General features: G+C 59.4%; 16 protein-coding genes. 5 read left to right on the forward strand and 11 right to left on the reverse strand.

All coding sequences use genetic code 11. The annotated features are described in order from the left end of the window. The first annotated feature begins 164 nt into the window (after positions 1-164). Positions 165-1,745, forward strand: a complete 1,581-nt coding sequence (gene xseA / locus AC1D35_RS06255) for an exodeoxyribonuclease VII large subunit (RefSeq protein WP_113307278.1) — start codon at positions 165-167, stop codon at positions 1,743-1,745. A gap of 2 nt (positions 1,746-1,747) precedes the next feature. Then, the gene (locus AC1D35_RS06260; RefSeq protein WP_477938355.1) at positions 1,748-2,338 is read left to right on the forward strand and encodes an NAD(P)H-dependent oxidoreductase; all 591 of its coding nucleotides are present in this window, start codon (positions 1,748-1,750) and stop codon (positions 2,336-2,338) included. Here AC1D35_RS06260 and AC1D35_RS06265 read toward each other — a convergent pair whose 3' ends face one another. Continuing rightward, complete coding sequence (locus AC1D35_RS06265; RefSeq protein WP_113298246.1) at positions 2,339-2,836, reverse strand: MarR family transcriptional regulator; 498 nt, start codon at positions 2,834-2,836, stop codon at positions 2,339-2,341. It abuts the gene before it with no gap. A gap of 81 nt (positions 2,837-2,917) precedes the next feature. Between AC1D35_RS06265 and AC1D35_RS06270 the strand changes: the two genes are divergently transcribed. Further along, positions 2,918-3,838: an EamA family transporter gene (locus AC1D35_RS06270; protein ID WP_477938356.1), complete on the forward strand. Its 921-nt coding sequence runs from the start codon at positions 2,918-2,920 to the stop codon at positions 3,836-3,838. Here the strand turns inward: AC1D35_RS06270 and AC1D35_RS06275 are convergent. The 10 genes from AC1D35_RS06275 to AC1D35_RS06320 all read right to left on the reverse strand — a co-directional run bounded on the left by AC1D35_RS06275 (position 3,786) and on the right by AC1D35_RS06320 (position 13,454). Further along, positions 3,786-5,039: an aminopeptidase gene (locus AC1D35_RS06275; RefSeq protein ID WP_113307695.1), complete on the reverse strand. Its 1,254-nt coding sequence runs from the start codon at positions 5,037-5,039 to the stop codon at positions 3,786-3,788. The genes AC1D35_RS06270 and AC1D35_RS06275 overlap by 53 nt on opposite strands. A gap of 93 nt (positions 5,040-5,132) precedes the next feature. Continuing rightward, entirely contained in the window at positions 5,133-5,606 is a 474-nt protein-coding gene (gene ybaK / locus AC1D35_RS06280) for a Cys-tRNA(Pro) deacylase (RefSeq protein WP_113307696.1), read from the reverse strand. A gap of 3 nt (positions 5,607-5,609) precedes the next feature. Further along, a complete protein-coding gene (locus tag AC1D35_RS06285; RefSeq protein ID WP_113307697.1) occupies positions 5,610-5,960 on the reverse strand; it encodes an ArsC family reductase in 351 nt (116 codons plus the stop codon). Between the two features lie 69 nt (positions 5,961-6,029). After that, positions 6,030-6,809 carry a phosphonoacetaldehyde hydrolase gene (gene phnX / locus AC1D35_RS06290; RefSeq protein WP_113298251.1) on the reverse strand — a complete coding sequence of 260 codons (780 nt, stop codon included), beginning with the start codon at positions 6,807-6,809 and terminating at the stop codon, positions 6,030-6,032. After that, positions 6,806-7,936, reverse strand: coding sequence for a TIGR03364 family FAD-dependent oxidoreductase (locus AC1D35_RS06295; RefSeq protein ID WP_113307698.1), 1,131 nt, complete (start codon positions 7,934-7,936; stop codon positions 6,806-6,808). Before AC1D35_RS06295 ends, phnX begins: the two co-directional genes overlap by 4 nt. Before the next feature lie 104 nt (positions 7,937-8,040). Beyond that, positions 8,041-9,102: a M14 family metallopeptidase gene (locus AC1D35_RS06300; protein ID WP_113307699.1), complete on the reverse strand. Its 1,062-nt coding sequence runs from the start codon at positions 9,100-9,102 to the stop codon at positions 8,041-8,043. 70 nt (positions 9,103-9,172) lie between these two features. Further along, on the reverse strand, positions 9,173-9,781 hold the full coding sequence (locus AC1D35_RS06305) for a 2'-5' RNA ligase family protein (RefSeq protein ID WP_113307700.1): 609 nt from the start codon (positions 9,779-9,781) through the stop codon (positions 9,173-9,175). A gap of 174 nt (positions 9,782-9,955) precedes the next feature. Continuing rightward, the gene (locus tag AC1D35_RS06310) at positions 9,956-10,675 is read right to left on the reverse strand and encodes a ParA family protein (RefSeq protein ID WP_113307701.1); all 720 of its coding nucleotides are present in this window, start codon (positions 10,673-10,675) and stop codon (positions 9,956-9,958) included. A 387-nt stretch (positions 10,676-11,062) separates the two neighbouring features. Beyond that, a complete protein-coding gene (locus AC1D35_RS06315; protein WP_162748432.1) occupies positions 11,063-12,004 on the reverse strand; it encodes a hypothetical protein in 942 nt (313 codons plus the stop codon). A 553-nt stretch (positions 12,005-12,557) separates the two neighbouring features. Then, on the reverse strand, positions 12,558-13,454 hold the full coding sequence (locus AC1D35_RS06320) for a LysR family transcriptional regulator (protein ID WP_113307703.1): 897 nt from the start codon (positions 13,452-13,454) through the stop codon (positions 12,558-12,560). Positions 13,455-13,704: 250 nt separating this feature from the next. Between AC1D35_RS06320 and AC1D35_RS06325 the strand changes: the two genes are divergently transcribed. Then, a complete protein-coding gene (locus AC1D35_RS06325; RefSeq protein WP_477938357.1) occupies positions 13,705-14,439 on the forward strand; it encodes an SDR family NAD(P)-dependent oxidoreductase in 735 nt (244 codons plus the stop codon). A gap of 51 nt (positions 14,440-14,490) precedes the next feature. Continuing rightward, positions 14,491-15,093, forward strand: a complete 603-nt coding sequence (locus AC1D35_RS06330) for an NADPH-dependent F420 reductase (protein WP_477938358.1) — start codon at positions 14,491-14,493, stop codon at positions 15,091-15,093. The last annotated feature ends 80 nt before the right edge of the window (positions 15,094-15,173 follow it).

Genomic DNA, 15,173 nt, shown 5'->3' on the forward strand with positions numbered 1-15,173 from the left:
TTCGGGTCAGTGTTCGCCACTCCCTACGAACATGAATAATACTAAGTTTTTTTGGACGTAGCGATATCCCTATTTCTAGGGTCTTTCGTCGATTTTCGGGTAAAAATACGCCCTTCGACGGAGCCGACCTTCCCGTTCGGGGTCGATCAAAATAGAAAGGGCGGATGAGCAATGTCTTTGACGGCGATTCGCCCACCAATCTTGCGGAATATTCAGTCTCTGAACTGTCCGGTTCCATCAAGCGGACCGTCGAGACAGCCTTTGATCAGGTGCGGGTGCGCGGCGAGATTTCCGGCTACCGCGGGCCGCATTCTTCCGGTCATGCCTATTTTTCGTTGAAGGACGACCGCGCTCGCATCGATGCGGTCATTTGGAAAGGCACTTTTTCCCGCCTGAAGTTCCGTCCGGAAGAGGGCATGGAGGTGATCGCGACCGGCAAGGTCACGACCTTCCCCGGCTCTTCTAAATATCAGATCGTCATCGAGACCCTGGAGCCTGCTGGTGCAGGCGCGCTGATGGCATTGATCGAGGAGCGCAAGCGCAGGCTCGGCGCTGAGGGCCTGTTCGATCCATCGCGCAAGAAGCGCCTGCCTTTCATGCCTGAGGTCATCGGCGTCGTGACCTCGCCCACCGGGGCCGTCATCCGCGATATCCTGCATCGTATCTCCGATCGTTTCCCGGTCCATGTCATCGTCTGGCCAGTCAAGGTGCAGGGGGAGGGCTCCGGCGAGGAGGTGGCGAACGCCATCAACGGCTTCAATGCCATGGAACCCGGCGGTGAGATCCCGCGTCCGGATGTGCTGATCGTCGCGCGAGGCGGCGGCAGTCTCGAAGATCTCTGGAGCTTCAACGACGAAATCGTCGTGCGTGCCGCAGCCGACAGCCGAATTCCTTTGATCTCCGCTGTTGGCCACGAGACGGACTGGACGCTGATCGATTACGCCGCCGATGTCCGTGCGCCGACACCGACGGGTGCCGCTGAAATGGCCGTGCCCGTCAAGGCCGAGCTTGAGGCGCAGACCGCAGATCTCACTGCCCGCCTGCAGGGCTGCATGAGCCGCCAGATGGATCAGCGCCGCCAGTCCGTTCGCGCGTTGATGCGCGCTCTGCCGTCGCTCGACCAATTGCTGGCGCTGCCCCGCCGCCGCTTCGATGAGGCGGCCACCGGCCTCGGCCGCGGGCTGGAACTCAACACCATCAACAAGCGCCGCGGTTTCGAGCGTGTCGCCTCGCATCTGCGTCCGGACGTGCTGTCGAACCGCATCACCGAGCGTCGCCAGCTTCTCAACGAGCGCATGGCCCGGGCTGAGCGTACCGTCGAGCGTCTGCTCGATCGTTCAAAGTCCCGCATTGAGCGCGCCGAAGCAATTCTCGCCTCGCTTCCGGCGCGGCTGAAGACTCAGACCGATCGTGGCCGCGAGCGGCTCGGCAATCTTTCGCGCCACGCCGATACTGCGATCCGCCATCAGCTGACGCGTGCGCGCGCCGAGCTTTCTGCACAGGACCGCGTTCTTCAGTCTCTCTCCTACAAGAACGTGCTGAAGCGCGGGTATGCGGTCATCCGCGATGAGGACAACAGGCCGGTATCGCAGGCTGCCGCACTCTCCGCCGGGATGGGCATCGCCATCGAGTTTGCCGATGGCCGCGTCGGAGCCATGACGACCGAAGGCGGCACTCCACCGGCAGGGTCTAAGAAGCGCACCGCAAGGGGCGGCGAGCCGCCGAAGCAGGGAAGCCTGTTCTAGCGATGCACATTCTGCTCGTGCTCGCCCATCCGCTGCCGGAAAGCTTTGCTGCTTCTGTGGCCCGGACCGCTCAGGAGGCACTCGAAGCCTCCGGCCATACTGTCGATCTGCTGGATCTCTATGCCGAGGATTTTGACCCTCGGCTATCGAAGGCCGAGCGGAGCGGCTATTTCGACGTGCCTTACGACACCTGTGCCGTTGCCGGTATCTTGGCTCGTCTTCAGGCTGCTGACGGGCTCGTCCTCGTTTTCCCGCAGTGGTGGTTCAATTTCCCGGCCATCCTGAAGGGCTTCTTCGATCGCATCTTTGCGCCGGGCGTCGCTTTCACCCACGATGCCGCCGGCGGCCGCATCGTGCCGCAGCTCACCAATATCAGGCTGCTCTATGCGCTGACGACGACAGGTTCACCCTGGTGGCTGGTGCATTTCTATATGGGCAATCCCGTCCGCCGCCTGCTGAGGCGCGGCATTGCCAATTTCTGCTCGAAGAAACTCGTCTTCCGTATGCTGAACCTGCACTACATGGACCGCACGACGGATGCCAGACGCAGGGCGCATCTGGAGCGCATCCGCAAGGTGCTCGCGGCCGTCTGACTATTCGAAGTCCGACAGGAATTTCTTCAGCAGCCGATCAAGCTCCGCCTTGTCTTTATCTGTCAGATTGCGCGTCAACCGCTGTTGGTTGGCGACATGGGCGCCAACCGCCTCTTCCACGATCGCCAGCCCCTTCTCGGTGAGCGCAATCAGCACGCTGCGCCTGTCTTCGGGATTAAACAGCCGTTCCACGAAGCCGGCCTTTTCCAGCTGGTCGATCCGGTTCGTCATCGTGCCCGAACTCACCATAGTCATGCCGAGCAATTCTCCGGGCGAAAGCCGGTAGGGCGCGCCGGAGCGGCGAAGGGTCGCCAGCACATCGAAGGCGGAAGAGGAGAGGCCATGCTTGAGCAGTACGTTTTCCACTTCCCGGCCGATATGCGTCGTCAGCCGTTTCAACCGGCCGAAGATCCCCATGGGTTCGACATCCAGCTCTGGCCGCTCGCGCCGCCACTGAGCCAGGATCCGGTCGACGTGATCTTCATTGGTTTTGCCCATACCGCATCGATATCAGGAGATCTCTTGACGTCAAGATAAAATGCATTATCCTGAATTTATCTTGAAGTAGAGATTCTTGAAATGAAGACAAATGCACGCTATGCCACCGATGTGCTGATGACCGCTGTTGCTCCCGCCATCTGGGGAAGCACCTATTTCGTCACGACGTCCTTCCTGCCGCAGGATTATCCGCTGACGGTTGCGATGCTGCGCGCGCTGCCGGCCGGTCTGCTTCTGCTGCTGATTGTCCGGACGCTGCCCACGGGCATCTGGTGGGGCCGCGCCTTCATTCTCGGCGCGCTGAATTTCTCATTCTTCTGGGCGATGCTTTTCGTTTCGGCCTACCGATTGCCGGGCGGCGTGGCCGCCACGGTCGGCGCCGTGCAGCCACTGATCGTCATCGCGCTGTCGCGCCTTTTCCTTGGCAAGCCGATCCGATTCTTCGCTGTCATTGCCGGCCTGATCGGCATGGGTGGGGTGGCACTTCTGGTGCTCGGCCCCAAAGCGGCACTCGATCCTGTCGGTGTTGCCGCAGGTCTTGCCGGTGCCGTCTCCATGGCTTTTGGTACGGTGCTGACCCGCCATTGGCAGCCGCCCGTATCGAGCCTGACTTTTACCTCATGGCAACTGACTGCGGGCGGCATCCTGCTCGTGCCCGTCGCCTTCTTTCTGGAGCCTGCGCTTCCGGTGCCGACGGCAGCCAATATAGTCGGCATCGCCTATCTCGGCCTCATCGGCGCAGCCTTCACCTATCTGCTGTGGTTCCGCGGTCTGTCACGCATCGAGCCTTCAGCCGCGGCATCGCTCGGTTTCCTGAGCCCCGTCGTCGCGACCCTGCTCGGCTGGCTGGCGCTCGGCCAAAGCCTGACGCCAACCCAGCTTGTCGGTTTTGCCATGGTGCTGGTCAGCGTCTGGCTGAGTCAGCGGAGCCTGATGCCGAAGGCTGCGGTTACGCCCACTCGCCCTGGCGCATCACCGGCACCCGCGAACCATCCGGCTTGATGCCGTCGATATCGACCTTGTCGGAACCGATCATCCAGTCGATGTGGATCAGGCTGGAATTACCGCCCTGCGCCTTGATCTGCTCCTGGCTTAGCGAAGCGCCATCGAGGAAGCACTTCGAGTAGCACTGGCCGAGCGCGATATGGCAGGAGGCATTCTCGTCGAACAGCGTATTGTAGAAGAGGATACCGCTCGCGGAGATCGGCGAGGAATGCGGCACCAGCGCCACTTCGCCGAGCCGGCGCGCGCCCTCATCCGTATCCAGCACCTTGTTCAGGACCTCCTCGCCGCGCGAGGCCTTGGCCTCGACGATGCGGCCGCCTTCGAAGCGCACCCGGATATTGTCGATCAGCGTGCCCTGATGCGAAAGCGGCTTGGTGCTCGACACATGGCCTTCCACGCGCAGCGCATGCGGCGTGGTGAAGACTTCCTCGGTCGGGATGTTCGGATTGCAGGTGATGCCGTTCTTCGCCGTCGAGGCGCCACCATGCCATTCATGGCCATCCGCCAGACCGACAGTGAGATCCGTGCCCGGTCCGGTGAAATGCAGAGCGGCAAAACGTTCGCCGTTCAGCCAGAATGAGCGTTTGGCGAGATTGGCATTATGCTCTGCCCATGCAGCGATCGGGTCATCGAGGTCGACACGCGAGGCAGCAAAGATCGCCCTGGCAAGCCTGGCGATGGCAATCGCTTCCGGATCGTCGGGGAAGACGACCTTCGCCCAGGAGGGGTTGGGATAGGAGACGATGTTCCAGTTGATGTCGAAGTTGGAGATCTTCTCCAGCGCCGGCTTGTAGGCCGTGGAATTGGCGCGGTTGGCGCGGCCGACCTTGCTGGGATCCTGCTCCGACAGGAGCATCGGATTGTCACCGGCAATAGCAAGGCGGGCGGTATCCTTCTCATAGGCCTTCGCCATGCCGTCGTAGAGCCAGCCGGAAGCCCGGTCGAAGCTCTCGTCGCTGCCATATTGGTAGCGCGCCAACGTCGTCTCCTCGTCGGAGTAGAAGGTTGAAACAAGGCCGGCGCCGGCGAGATAGGCGTGTTTGGTGATCAGCCGCACCAGCGGCAGCGCCACGACAGGAGAGGTAATGACGAGATCCTGCCCCTTCTGAAGCTGCAATCCGACCTTGATGGCGACTTCCGCCAGCTTCTCGAGTTTGACGGGATCGACGGAGCTGTGGCTCTGGGGCATGAACGTCATGGGATCAACTGCCTTCTGATATCTACGACGGGAGGTGAAAGACTTAGACCCCTTTACGGCGAAAATGAAGCGCTCCGGCCAATTCATCTCGCCTCAGGCGATCAGCGCCGCAGCTGTCGCTTTCAGTGCTTTTAGCGCGTCCTTGGGGTCCAGCCGCACTTGCAGCCCACGCTGTCCGCCATTGATATAAACCAGCGGTTCGGCCAGCGCCGTTTCCTCGATTGCCGTCGGAACGATCTTCTTCTGCCCGAAGGGACTGATACCGCCGACATGGTATCCCGTCAGCCGCTCCGCATCGGTCGGTTTCATCATATTGGCCGACTTGCCACCAAAGGTGCCCGCGAGCTTTTTCATGCTGACCTCGCGGTCGGAGGGCACGACCACACAGACCGGCTTCCCATCCACCTCCGCCATCAACGTCTTCAGCACGCGATGCGGCTCCTCACCCAAGGCTTCGGCCGCCTGCAGCCCGACGCGCTCGGCATTCGGATCGTAGTCATAGGTGTGAATTGTAAAGGCGATGCCTGCCTGCGTGAGAACCTGCGTGGCGCGGGTGGTCTTGGACATGGCTCAGCCCTCGAACGTCCGCTCGTAAATCTCCGGTTTGAAGCCGATCAGCAGCTTGTCATCAGCTTCCAGCACGGGACGCTTGATCATCGAGGGTTGGTCGAGCATCAGCGCGATCGCCTTCTCGCGGTTGAGGTCCTCGCGAGCAGCGTCCGGCAACTTGCGGAAGGTCGTGCCTGCACGGTTGAGCACCGTTTCCCAGCCTGCCTCGTCGATCCAGCGTTCCAGATGCGCGCGGTCGATGCCGACAGCCTTGTAGTCATGGAAGTCATAGGCAACGCCGTGGTCCTCCAGCCAGCTGCGGGCCTTCTTCATCGTGTCACAGTTCTTGATACCGTAGATGGTAGCGACCATGGGGTTCGATCTCCCTGTTTCGGCAGGGAGATATCACGGCGGATAAGCGCTGCAAACGTCGTTCGGCGTTTATCCCTCGAGCTCTTCGATGAGCGCCGGCAGGTCGGCCACGGTCTCGATAATGTAGTCGGCGCCGGCGGCGATCAGTTTCTCGCCGATCCTTTTGTGCAGCTCGGCCCGCGCCTCCGGCGAAAGCGCATCCACTTCTTCGGGCGTCAGGCCGGCTTCATTGCCGGAGAGCGTTACGCCGACCGTCACGCAGCCGGCGGCAGCACCTTCGGCAATACCCGGTTCCGTATCGTCGACCTTCAGGACGGCAGAGGCCGGATAGACCATCAGATCGACGAAGCATTTGTACATGCCGATCGGCGTCGGCCGGCCGAGCGGCAGGTCATCGGCGCAGATCAGGTTGTCGGGCGCATAGCCCTGTTCGGCGGCAAGCGGCAGCACGCGCTCCATGATCGAGCGCGTATAGCCGGTGGTCGAGCCGATCTTCATCTGCCGCTCACGCAAGTACTCGATCGTCCTCAGCGCGCCCGGTACCAGTGCGCAGTAATTGCTCACGACCGCCTCGTTGAGCGGCACGAAGAGTTCGTAGACCTTATCGATTGCCGATTCGTCAGGGGAGGTACCGCATGCAGCCTGCCAGCGGGCGGCAATATGCGGCTCGGCCAGCATTGCCGCAATATGCGCGCGCTTTGGAAGCCCCATCGGTTTGCGGGCATCGGCGATCGTCACTTCGATGCCGAACTTGCCGAAGGTTTCCACAAAGGCGCCCATCGGCGCGAAGGAGCCAAAATCGATGACCGTGCCGGCCCAGTCGAAGACCACTGCCTTGAATTGCGTCATGCTGCGCTCCCGTAAAGATCTTCGATGGTTTCCTCGCCGATGCCGAAAGCAGTGGATGCACCGCAGCCCGCCGTGACCACGACGATGCGCAACGCGTCGGAAGGCTTGTCGGTGAACCGCCAGCGGTCCGGGGCGGAGGCATAGGTGCCGATCCAACGCTCGGTGATGAAGCGTCCCGGCAGGTTGAGCACGGTGTCCAACTCGTCGAGGATCAGCCTGTCGACCCGCTCCAGCCCAAAGGGATCGGGCGTTTCGGAATAATGATGGCTGTCGCCGACGACGAGCGAGCCGTCCTCCGACTGCGTGACGATCAGATGGATGCCGTTTTCGCGCTCGGGCTTGAATTCCCGGTCGAGCCTCGCCTTGAGCACAGTCGCCTCCGGTAACTCGGCATAGCCGAGATAGCGTCCAAGCCCGAGATCGGACATGACGGCTGTGCCGAGCGAAACCCGTTGCGCCGGAACGACGCGCATCATCTGCAGTTTGCAGCGCGTTACGTTGAAAGCAGCGATCCGGTCGGCAAACAGGCTCTTGAAATCATCGCCCGGGCAGACGACCACTGTTTCCGCCTCGATCACCCCTGCAGTCGTTTCGACTCGCGGCGGTTCGACGGCACTCACCGCCGTGGAGCGGCGGAACTCGATGCCGTATTTGACTTCAAGATACCGCGCGAGCAGGGGAATGGCAGTTCGGGACTCCACGCGCAGCTCATGCGGGCTGTAGAGTGTAAACGGCGCTGCCTCCGGCCGCAGCGCCGGCACGAGCCGCCGTGCTTCGTCGACCGTCAGTCTTTCGCAGCCTTCTCCCATTTCGGTCCGCAGAAAGGCATCGATCACGCCTTCGGATTCGTCGAGCCTCGCTGCCAGCAAAAGCCCGCGCTGCAGGACATCGATGCCGGCCTCGTCCACCACTTCGGCCCAGATATCACGGGCCTTCCGTGCCTTGCCCCAGCAGTCGCCAGCCTGCTGGCCGGTCACCGTCACAAATCCGAAATTGCGCACCGAGGCGCCGTTTGCCTGTGCGTCGCGGTCTATAACCACAACGCGTTTGCCGCGCTTTGCCGCCGCCAGCGCATGCGCCAGCCCGATAATTCCTGCGCCGACGATCGCAACGTCGTATTGCGGCATGAAAGCTCCTTCGCAACATGTCTGCAACGGCTTGGCGGATTATCTTGAAGCCTGTGTGACAGTTGCGCGGAGCCTTACATTCGCGTGTGGAAAAGAACGCCGGTTCAGTCTTCCAGCGCGCCGGCCCTCCGCGTCGCCTTGCTCGGCCGGTCGGCCGCGATCTTCACTATGTCGCCTCGCCGGCGCACCAGCCGATCGGACGTGCGGGTCAGCAGCAGCCCGCCCTGCGGCGCCAGGATGTGGATATCGCCTTCGGCAAAGCCGGGTCGGGTGATGATCGTCGCCAGAAGCTCTCCTTCAGAAACACGTTCGCCGATATTGCGATGGAACAACACTGTGCCACCCTGCGGCGCGCGCACGATCTCGACATTGTCGAGCGGCACGGCCGGTCCGAAGAAGGTCTTGTCACCGCCTGCCCGGCCGTTGACGACACCACGCCCGATCAGGAATTGCAGCAGGCCTTCGGCGTCTTTTGCGGCCATATCGGGATAGACGTCGCGCCGGCCGCGCAGCTCCACCGTCACCGAAAGCTTGCCCGGAAGCTTTGTCTTGCGCTCGCCTGGCACCTCATATTTCCAGGCAAAACCGACCGCTTCTTCAAAGGCGGAGCTTTCGCCATCAGAAAGCAGCACTGCTTCCATGTCGAGCGCATTGGCAAGGTCCGCTGCCTCCGGCCAGAAGGCCTCATCGATATAGGCATATTGCAGCGATTCATCATCGCAATGCAGATCGAGCACCAGATCGGCCCCGAGTGCCATGTCAATCAGCTTTCGCTTCAATCGATCTGTAGCCGGATAATCATCGAGACCGTCAAGCAACTCCTCCCGGTCGCGAACCGAGATCAGCGGAAAATCCCGATTGAAATTGGTCCGCGATCCCAAATCGAAGCGGCCCTGCAACTCGCCGAAATGCGATTGCGCCGCCCCGATCGGATTTGCCTGCGGCACGAGCGTGATATCGCCGGCGATACGTCCTTCGCTTTCTGCTTGCCCGAGTTGAAGGCAGAGAAAATGCGCAAGCGCCGTTCCCGGCAGTTCATTGGAATGCAACGCGGCCTGGATATAGACCTTCGGCGCCGCCGGATCGCTTCCCCTGAAGCGCATGACCGGCAACCGCCATTCGATGCCGGGCGTATCGCCGGGGATGATGATCTCTGAAACGTCCACTGTCTTGCTCCGCATGTGCATATTGAGTGGGGAGTTTTAGGCGAATCCCCACCCGCGGTGCAAGCGCAGCTCAGCCGATGAGAGGCCACCGGTTGATGACGTGATGCTCGCTCTTCCCGTAGATACTGTGAATCAGCAGGAACTCCTGGACGGTCCAGCGCACAGGTCGGTCAAGCTTTTCAGGCAGCACGGTCTTGCGATCATAGACCATCGTCATGTGCGGCGTCAGATGTCCGCCAACATTATAGGGTAGCCCGGCCTCGTAGAGACCTTCTTGAATTTGGTTGCGAAGATCCAGCAGGCCTTCGTTTTCTTGCCTGCCACAGATGACGAAAGCCTGCGCTTGGCCAGGATGCTTGAAGCTCATGGCCTCGTCGAGAACAATTTCGAACGGCTGGGCACGCACTGTCGCGGCGACTTGTTCAGCGCCGAACACGATATCATCCGGGAGCCGACGGTAGGCGCCAATGCCGTTCAGCGTGACATGAAGCACTGCGTTGGGCCGCGAGGGGCCGGTCAGAGAATGTCTATTGCGATACATTTGCGCGATGTCCAGCGCCTCGGATGCCGCTTCGATGGTTGGACGAAGCGCGAAGAAAATCCTGTCGTGAAATTCTCCGACAAGATCGGATTTCTTCTGCGGGCCTGCGCTATTCGGATCGAGTGGAAAATGAGGCATTTGAACTACGGACTACATCGCCCGCCTCCTTGTTTCGACAAGGAGGAGCATAACCGGATTGACATTATAGTCAAAAACAAAACATGAACAAAATGTTTTGTATGGATATTAAAGACAGAAACGGCTGCCGCAAGGCAGCCGTTTGTTGGCGTCAATCAAGCGTTGAGGCAAGCCTTATGCAGCGTTCTTGACGAGCTCAACCGCCTTCTTGGGAGACCTGGTGCGGGCTGCCTTCGGCGGCGCGAGACGAAGAACATCGTCTGCCAGCAAGCGGGCATTGTCTTGCGCCTTGTCGAGATTGCTGACACGGGCAGGGTCCATCGTGTAGAGGCTGCCGCCGGAAACGAACATATCGCGATAGGCGGCACGCTCGATCAGCGCCGTGTCGATGACATTGACTTGTTGCTTGGCGAGCAGACCCTTTACGGCGAGCAATGCGCGCGTCGTGATGATCGAGCTGATGCGGGTCAGCACGACCGAATGCGGGATGCGAATATCATGCTGGGCCGCGAGCTGCTTCAAGATCTCAAGCACCTGCGCGCCGCCGACGGCATCCATGGCGCAGCCCTGCACCGGAACCATCACATGATCTGAAAAGCCGATGGCCTTCGCCATCAGCGGGGTCATCCCGGCCGGCAGGTCGATGATGACATAACCGCCCCGTTTCTTGAGGTCCTTGATCTGCTGTTCGATCGTATCTTCACTGACGCCTGGCATGACGGCGAAATTGGCTGCTTCCCCTGTCAGGCGGTGCCAGCGTGTGGCCCATTGCTGAGGGTCTGCATCCAGAACGGAAACGCGATGGCCACGGCGAGCCAGTTCTGTGGCAAGAACGAGGGCGACCGTCGTTTTGCCGGCGCCTCCTTTCGTATTCGCAAAAGTAAGTGTTGGCATCGATTACCTCGGGTTGATGAGTTGGCGGCACTCATCCCTGAGAGAGACGCGTCTCGGGCTTAAAGGACAGCGGCTTTCGCAGTGATGAGTTGAAAAGGTCAAACAGCAACCTTGCGTGGCGCTGTTTTATCCTGCTGTCCGAGGTTGATTTTTTCTGGGTGCTATTAGTGAGCAAAGGCTGTAATGCATACGCGCCTTCTTCTCTTGCGAAGAATTGCGTATCTTGAACTGGTCCAGTTTGCGCGGATCCGATCAAGCAATATGGAAATGATGTGCATCATTAGGGCCCGATATTTTCTACGACAGGACTGACTCCATATATCGGGCGTCACGCGCTATCCGCCTGTATACGTAAATTGTTGGTCAAATCACCGACCGATCCAGTACTTATAATTTCACATTCTCTGTGAACCACTCAAGAAATTCTGTCCCGTCAAAAGTTGCTTCGCTGCTTTTGAGATTGTCTGAAATAATGCTCAAATTATTGGTAGATTTTAGTAGCCCCATTATGCTCATCGCGATCGCTTCGCCGTCCTTTTCGGCCTTTAAAAACGTCCCCGATGGTTTCGAAAAAACAAGAGTCAATCTTAGTTTCTCTCCCGGTTCTATTTTTATCTGTAACGGGATGCCAAGCTTCACATTCCAATATTTCGCGCCTCTTTCACGCGTGTCGATACCGTAGTCAAACGATCCAGAGACGGGGTATCCGAACTCCGCATCGGGCTTTTCTGTCGCCACCCCTATCACTGCGCCTTTTCCGTCTAATCCGACCTGCACGTTATACGTAACACTGTCGATAAAACCTGAAATTCCCGCGGCTTTTAATTCTAGATCTGAAGATAAATTAAGAGATTTTGTCCATGCTGGTACGACATTCGATGGATTTGATAGTGTAAATTCGATAGCGAATTTATCCTTATTTGTAGATTTTAATACTATTACATTTGATATAGCAGGAGAAACAGCCTTTATATCCTTCGATAACCCTAAAATGGTATCCGACAAAGTTTTATCAGAAATACTAAGGCTTTCGGCTATTTCAAGAACTGCTAATAGTTGTTTACGATTAAGCGTTGAATTCAATTTCAATTGCTCTATTGCTAATTTTTGATCTTCGGAAAAAGATTTAAATTCGGCCATAATTGACTGAAATTGTTCCAAACTTACCGAGCAGTTGCCAATACAGCTATCTTCAACATTACCTTCGATGACAATTCCGCCGGTCTCTGCTTTAACTCTTGGTTCTTGCGCTAACACAGGTGCAGTGTTCTGCGCCGCACCGGTGAGTAAGGAGGCAATAAGACTGGCAATGCAAAAATAAAAGCGCATCTGCTTACCCTACGGTTGCCTGTCTTTCTGCTGCGTCGATTGCGTACTCACTCTTGAGTTGGTAGCATTCCCACCGATAACTATTCCTCCAGCGGTGGCGCTGGTTCCGGCCGTTGGGGCGTTCGAAATGTTGTCTGAGGGATAGAAATAGACAAACAACGTCCAGAGTCCGCCAATTGCGATTACGAGACCGCCACCCATCCAGGCAATAATCTCTCTTTGTTCCTTTGAAGGCAGGTAAAGTTTCGGTCGGCCCATAAGTAAATACTCCTCGATAGTGAGCTGACAATCTCTGTTATCGGGCAGAGAATACTTTGTCGTTCGAGAAAATAATCTACAGGTGCAGTTTACTCGCAGACATACGAATCCATTCGTCTGCAGAAATATTGTAGCATATGATAGAAGTTGTGAGAAGGCAGTAATAACCGCTCCGCATCACGTTTGACCAGGTGCCGATATCCGTTAAAATTGTGCGAGAAAATTTTAAGAAAACCAATCGGCGAGGTGAGGCATCAAAAGAAATAACGCCATCTCGCCGGCGACCTGCCGGGCGTCAGTCGCGCGATATGCACAGCCCCGCGAGAAGCGGAGCGTAGACGGCGAGCCTGCGGGATACGAACTCGGTAAAGAGCTGCACGCGCTTCGTCTTGCGCGTCTCCCCCTGTGTGAGAAGCCAGAGCGTTCCATACATGTGCAGGTCGGTGCCCGGCACCCTCACCAGTAAGGGGTCGGCATCTCCGACGAAGCAAGGCAGTGTCGTGATCCCGAGCCCCTGCCGTACAGCAACGATCTGCGCCTCGGCGTCCGTAATCCTGAATGGACCCCCCGCGGTGTGAACCTCACCCTCGCTAGCCCAATCCGGAATTCCATGAATGCTTATGACGATCCACCGGATGGGATCAGGCGCGCCCGCACGCCATGCGGCTAGTCGGTCGCGGGACATGTAGACTCCACCGAACAGCTCCGGTCCCTTCAGGCCGTGAAGATTGAGCGGCAGCGTTTTGCGGTCGTAAACGACGCGGATCGCCACGTCGGCCTCTCTGTTCGTAAGATTTGCCAGCTCGCCGGACGACGAGATTTCCATCTCGATGTCCGGATGCAGGCGCGCGAAATCGGCGAAATCCGGCATGAGCAGGTGTGTCGCGAGTGTCGGAGCCAACGTCACCCGCAGAAGCCCGCGCACGCTTTGGTCGCGCCCGAAGACGCGCGTCTCCAGCTGGTGTGACGACGCTTCCATCTGGTTGGCAAGCTCGAGGACCTCCTCGCCCGCAGCCGTCAGGCGATAACCCGAAGGCAGCTTTTCGAACATCCGCGCCCCGAGGCGTTCTTCGAGCTGTGCGATGCGTCGCAGCACGGTCGAGTGATACACCCCGAGGCTCTCGGCGGCAGCCCGCACTGAGCCTCCGCGCGCCACAGCCAGAAAGTAGCGAATGTCATCCCAGTCGATCATGGTGCAATCCTGCACCGCCCGGTGCGCCTTCCAAAGCCGTCTCTACTGCATCGTACTGCAGTATTGGTGGTCATCAAAGCCCATGTTGACAAGCGCGATATCGACTGTCGCGGCAGCATCATTCGTCAGGCCGGATCGATTTTGCACCACCGATGTGCGCGCTTCCGCACTCACCGCCTGAATCCTGCGGACCTATGTTGAGGGTCTCGGGGCGTCCCCGAACGACCAGGGGCAACGAAGGATGCATGACATGAACAGACTGAATGGAAAGACTGCCGTTATCACCGGTGGCGCTACCGGCATCGGCCGCGCCGCAGCAAAGCGCTTCATCGAGGAGGGCGCCTTCGTCTTCATCTTCGGCCGCCGGCAAGACGCGCTCGACGCGGCTTTGGCGGACCTCGGGCCGAATGCCCGCGCGGTGAAGGGCTCGGTCTCCGATCTGGCCGACCTCGACCGACTCTACGCGGCGGTGGCGGCCGAGCGCGGAACCCTCGATATCGTCTTTGCCAATGCCGGGGCGGGAAGCCCGCTTCCGCTCGGCAAGATCACCCCCGAGCACATCGATGAAACTTTCGACACCAATGTGAAGGGTACGATCATGACGGTCCAGAAGGCGCTGCCGCTGATGGGGGAAGGCGGTTCGATCATCCTGACCGGCTCTAGCGCCGGCACCACGGGCGCCCCGGCATTCAGCGCCTACAGCGCGAGCAAGGCGGCAGTGCGCAACCTCGCGCGGACCTGGGCGGAAGACCTTAAAGGCACCGGCATCCGTGTAAATGTGCTGTCGCCCGGGGCGACGGCGACCGAACTGGCGAAGGAAGCGCTCGGCGAGGAGGGCCAGAAGGTCTTCGCCTCGATGACCCCGCTTCAGCGTATGGCCGATCCGGCGGAGATCGGAGCGGTGGCTGCATTTCTCGCGTCGCCGGACAGCAGCTTCATGACCGCCAGCKAGGTCGCGGCCGACGGCGGCCTCGCGCAACTCTGACGCGTTCCGCCGGGCTAGGCCGGGGGATCAATATCAACACGGAGAAGTATTATGAGCTATGCGATTATAGGATTCGGTGCGGTAGGCCAGGCTCTCGCCCATACCTTCGCCCGTAAAAACATCGACGTGGCCGTCGCGAGCCGCCGGCCGGCCGAGGCGTTGGCGCCGCAGGCTCGGGCGATTGGACCCGGCGTCGTCGCCAAGTCGTTGCGGGATGCACTCGAGGCCGACACAATCATCTTGGCGGTCCCGTTCGGTGAGCATCGCGAGGTCGCGAAGGCCCTGCCGAGCTGGGAAGGCAAGACAGTCATCGACGCCACGAACGCCTTTGGAGTTCTCGTTGAAGAGCTGGACGGTCTCCCGTCCTCCGCCTTCGTCGCGAAGGCGTTCACCGGCGCCAAGCTCGTGAAAGGTTTCAATCACCTGGTTGCGGCCACCTTGGCCGCCGATCCGATCGTCGAGGGCGGACACCGGGTCGTCTTTCTGTCGAGCGACGACGAGGACGCGATCGCTCCCGTGGCGGCCTTGGCCAAACGACTCGGGTTCRCACCCGTCACGCTCGGAAAGCTCAACGAGGGTGGCGCGCTGGTGCATGCACGCGGCCGCACTTGGGGCCAGCTCATCTTCCAGGATTTGTTCAAGAAGGAGCAGTAATCGATCTGTGACCGTGTGATCGACGCCGAGAACTGGTCGCGCGCTAGCTTCTTCGAGCAGCGCGCGACCGAGTATTTGAA

This window comes from Rhizobium sp. P1_E6, from assembly GCF_056405875.1.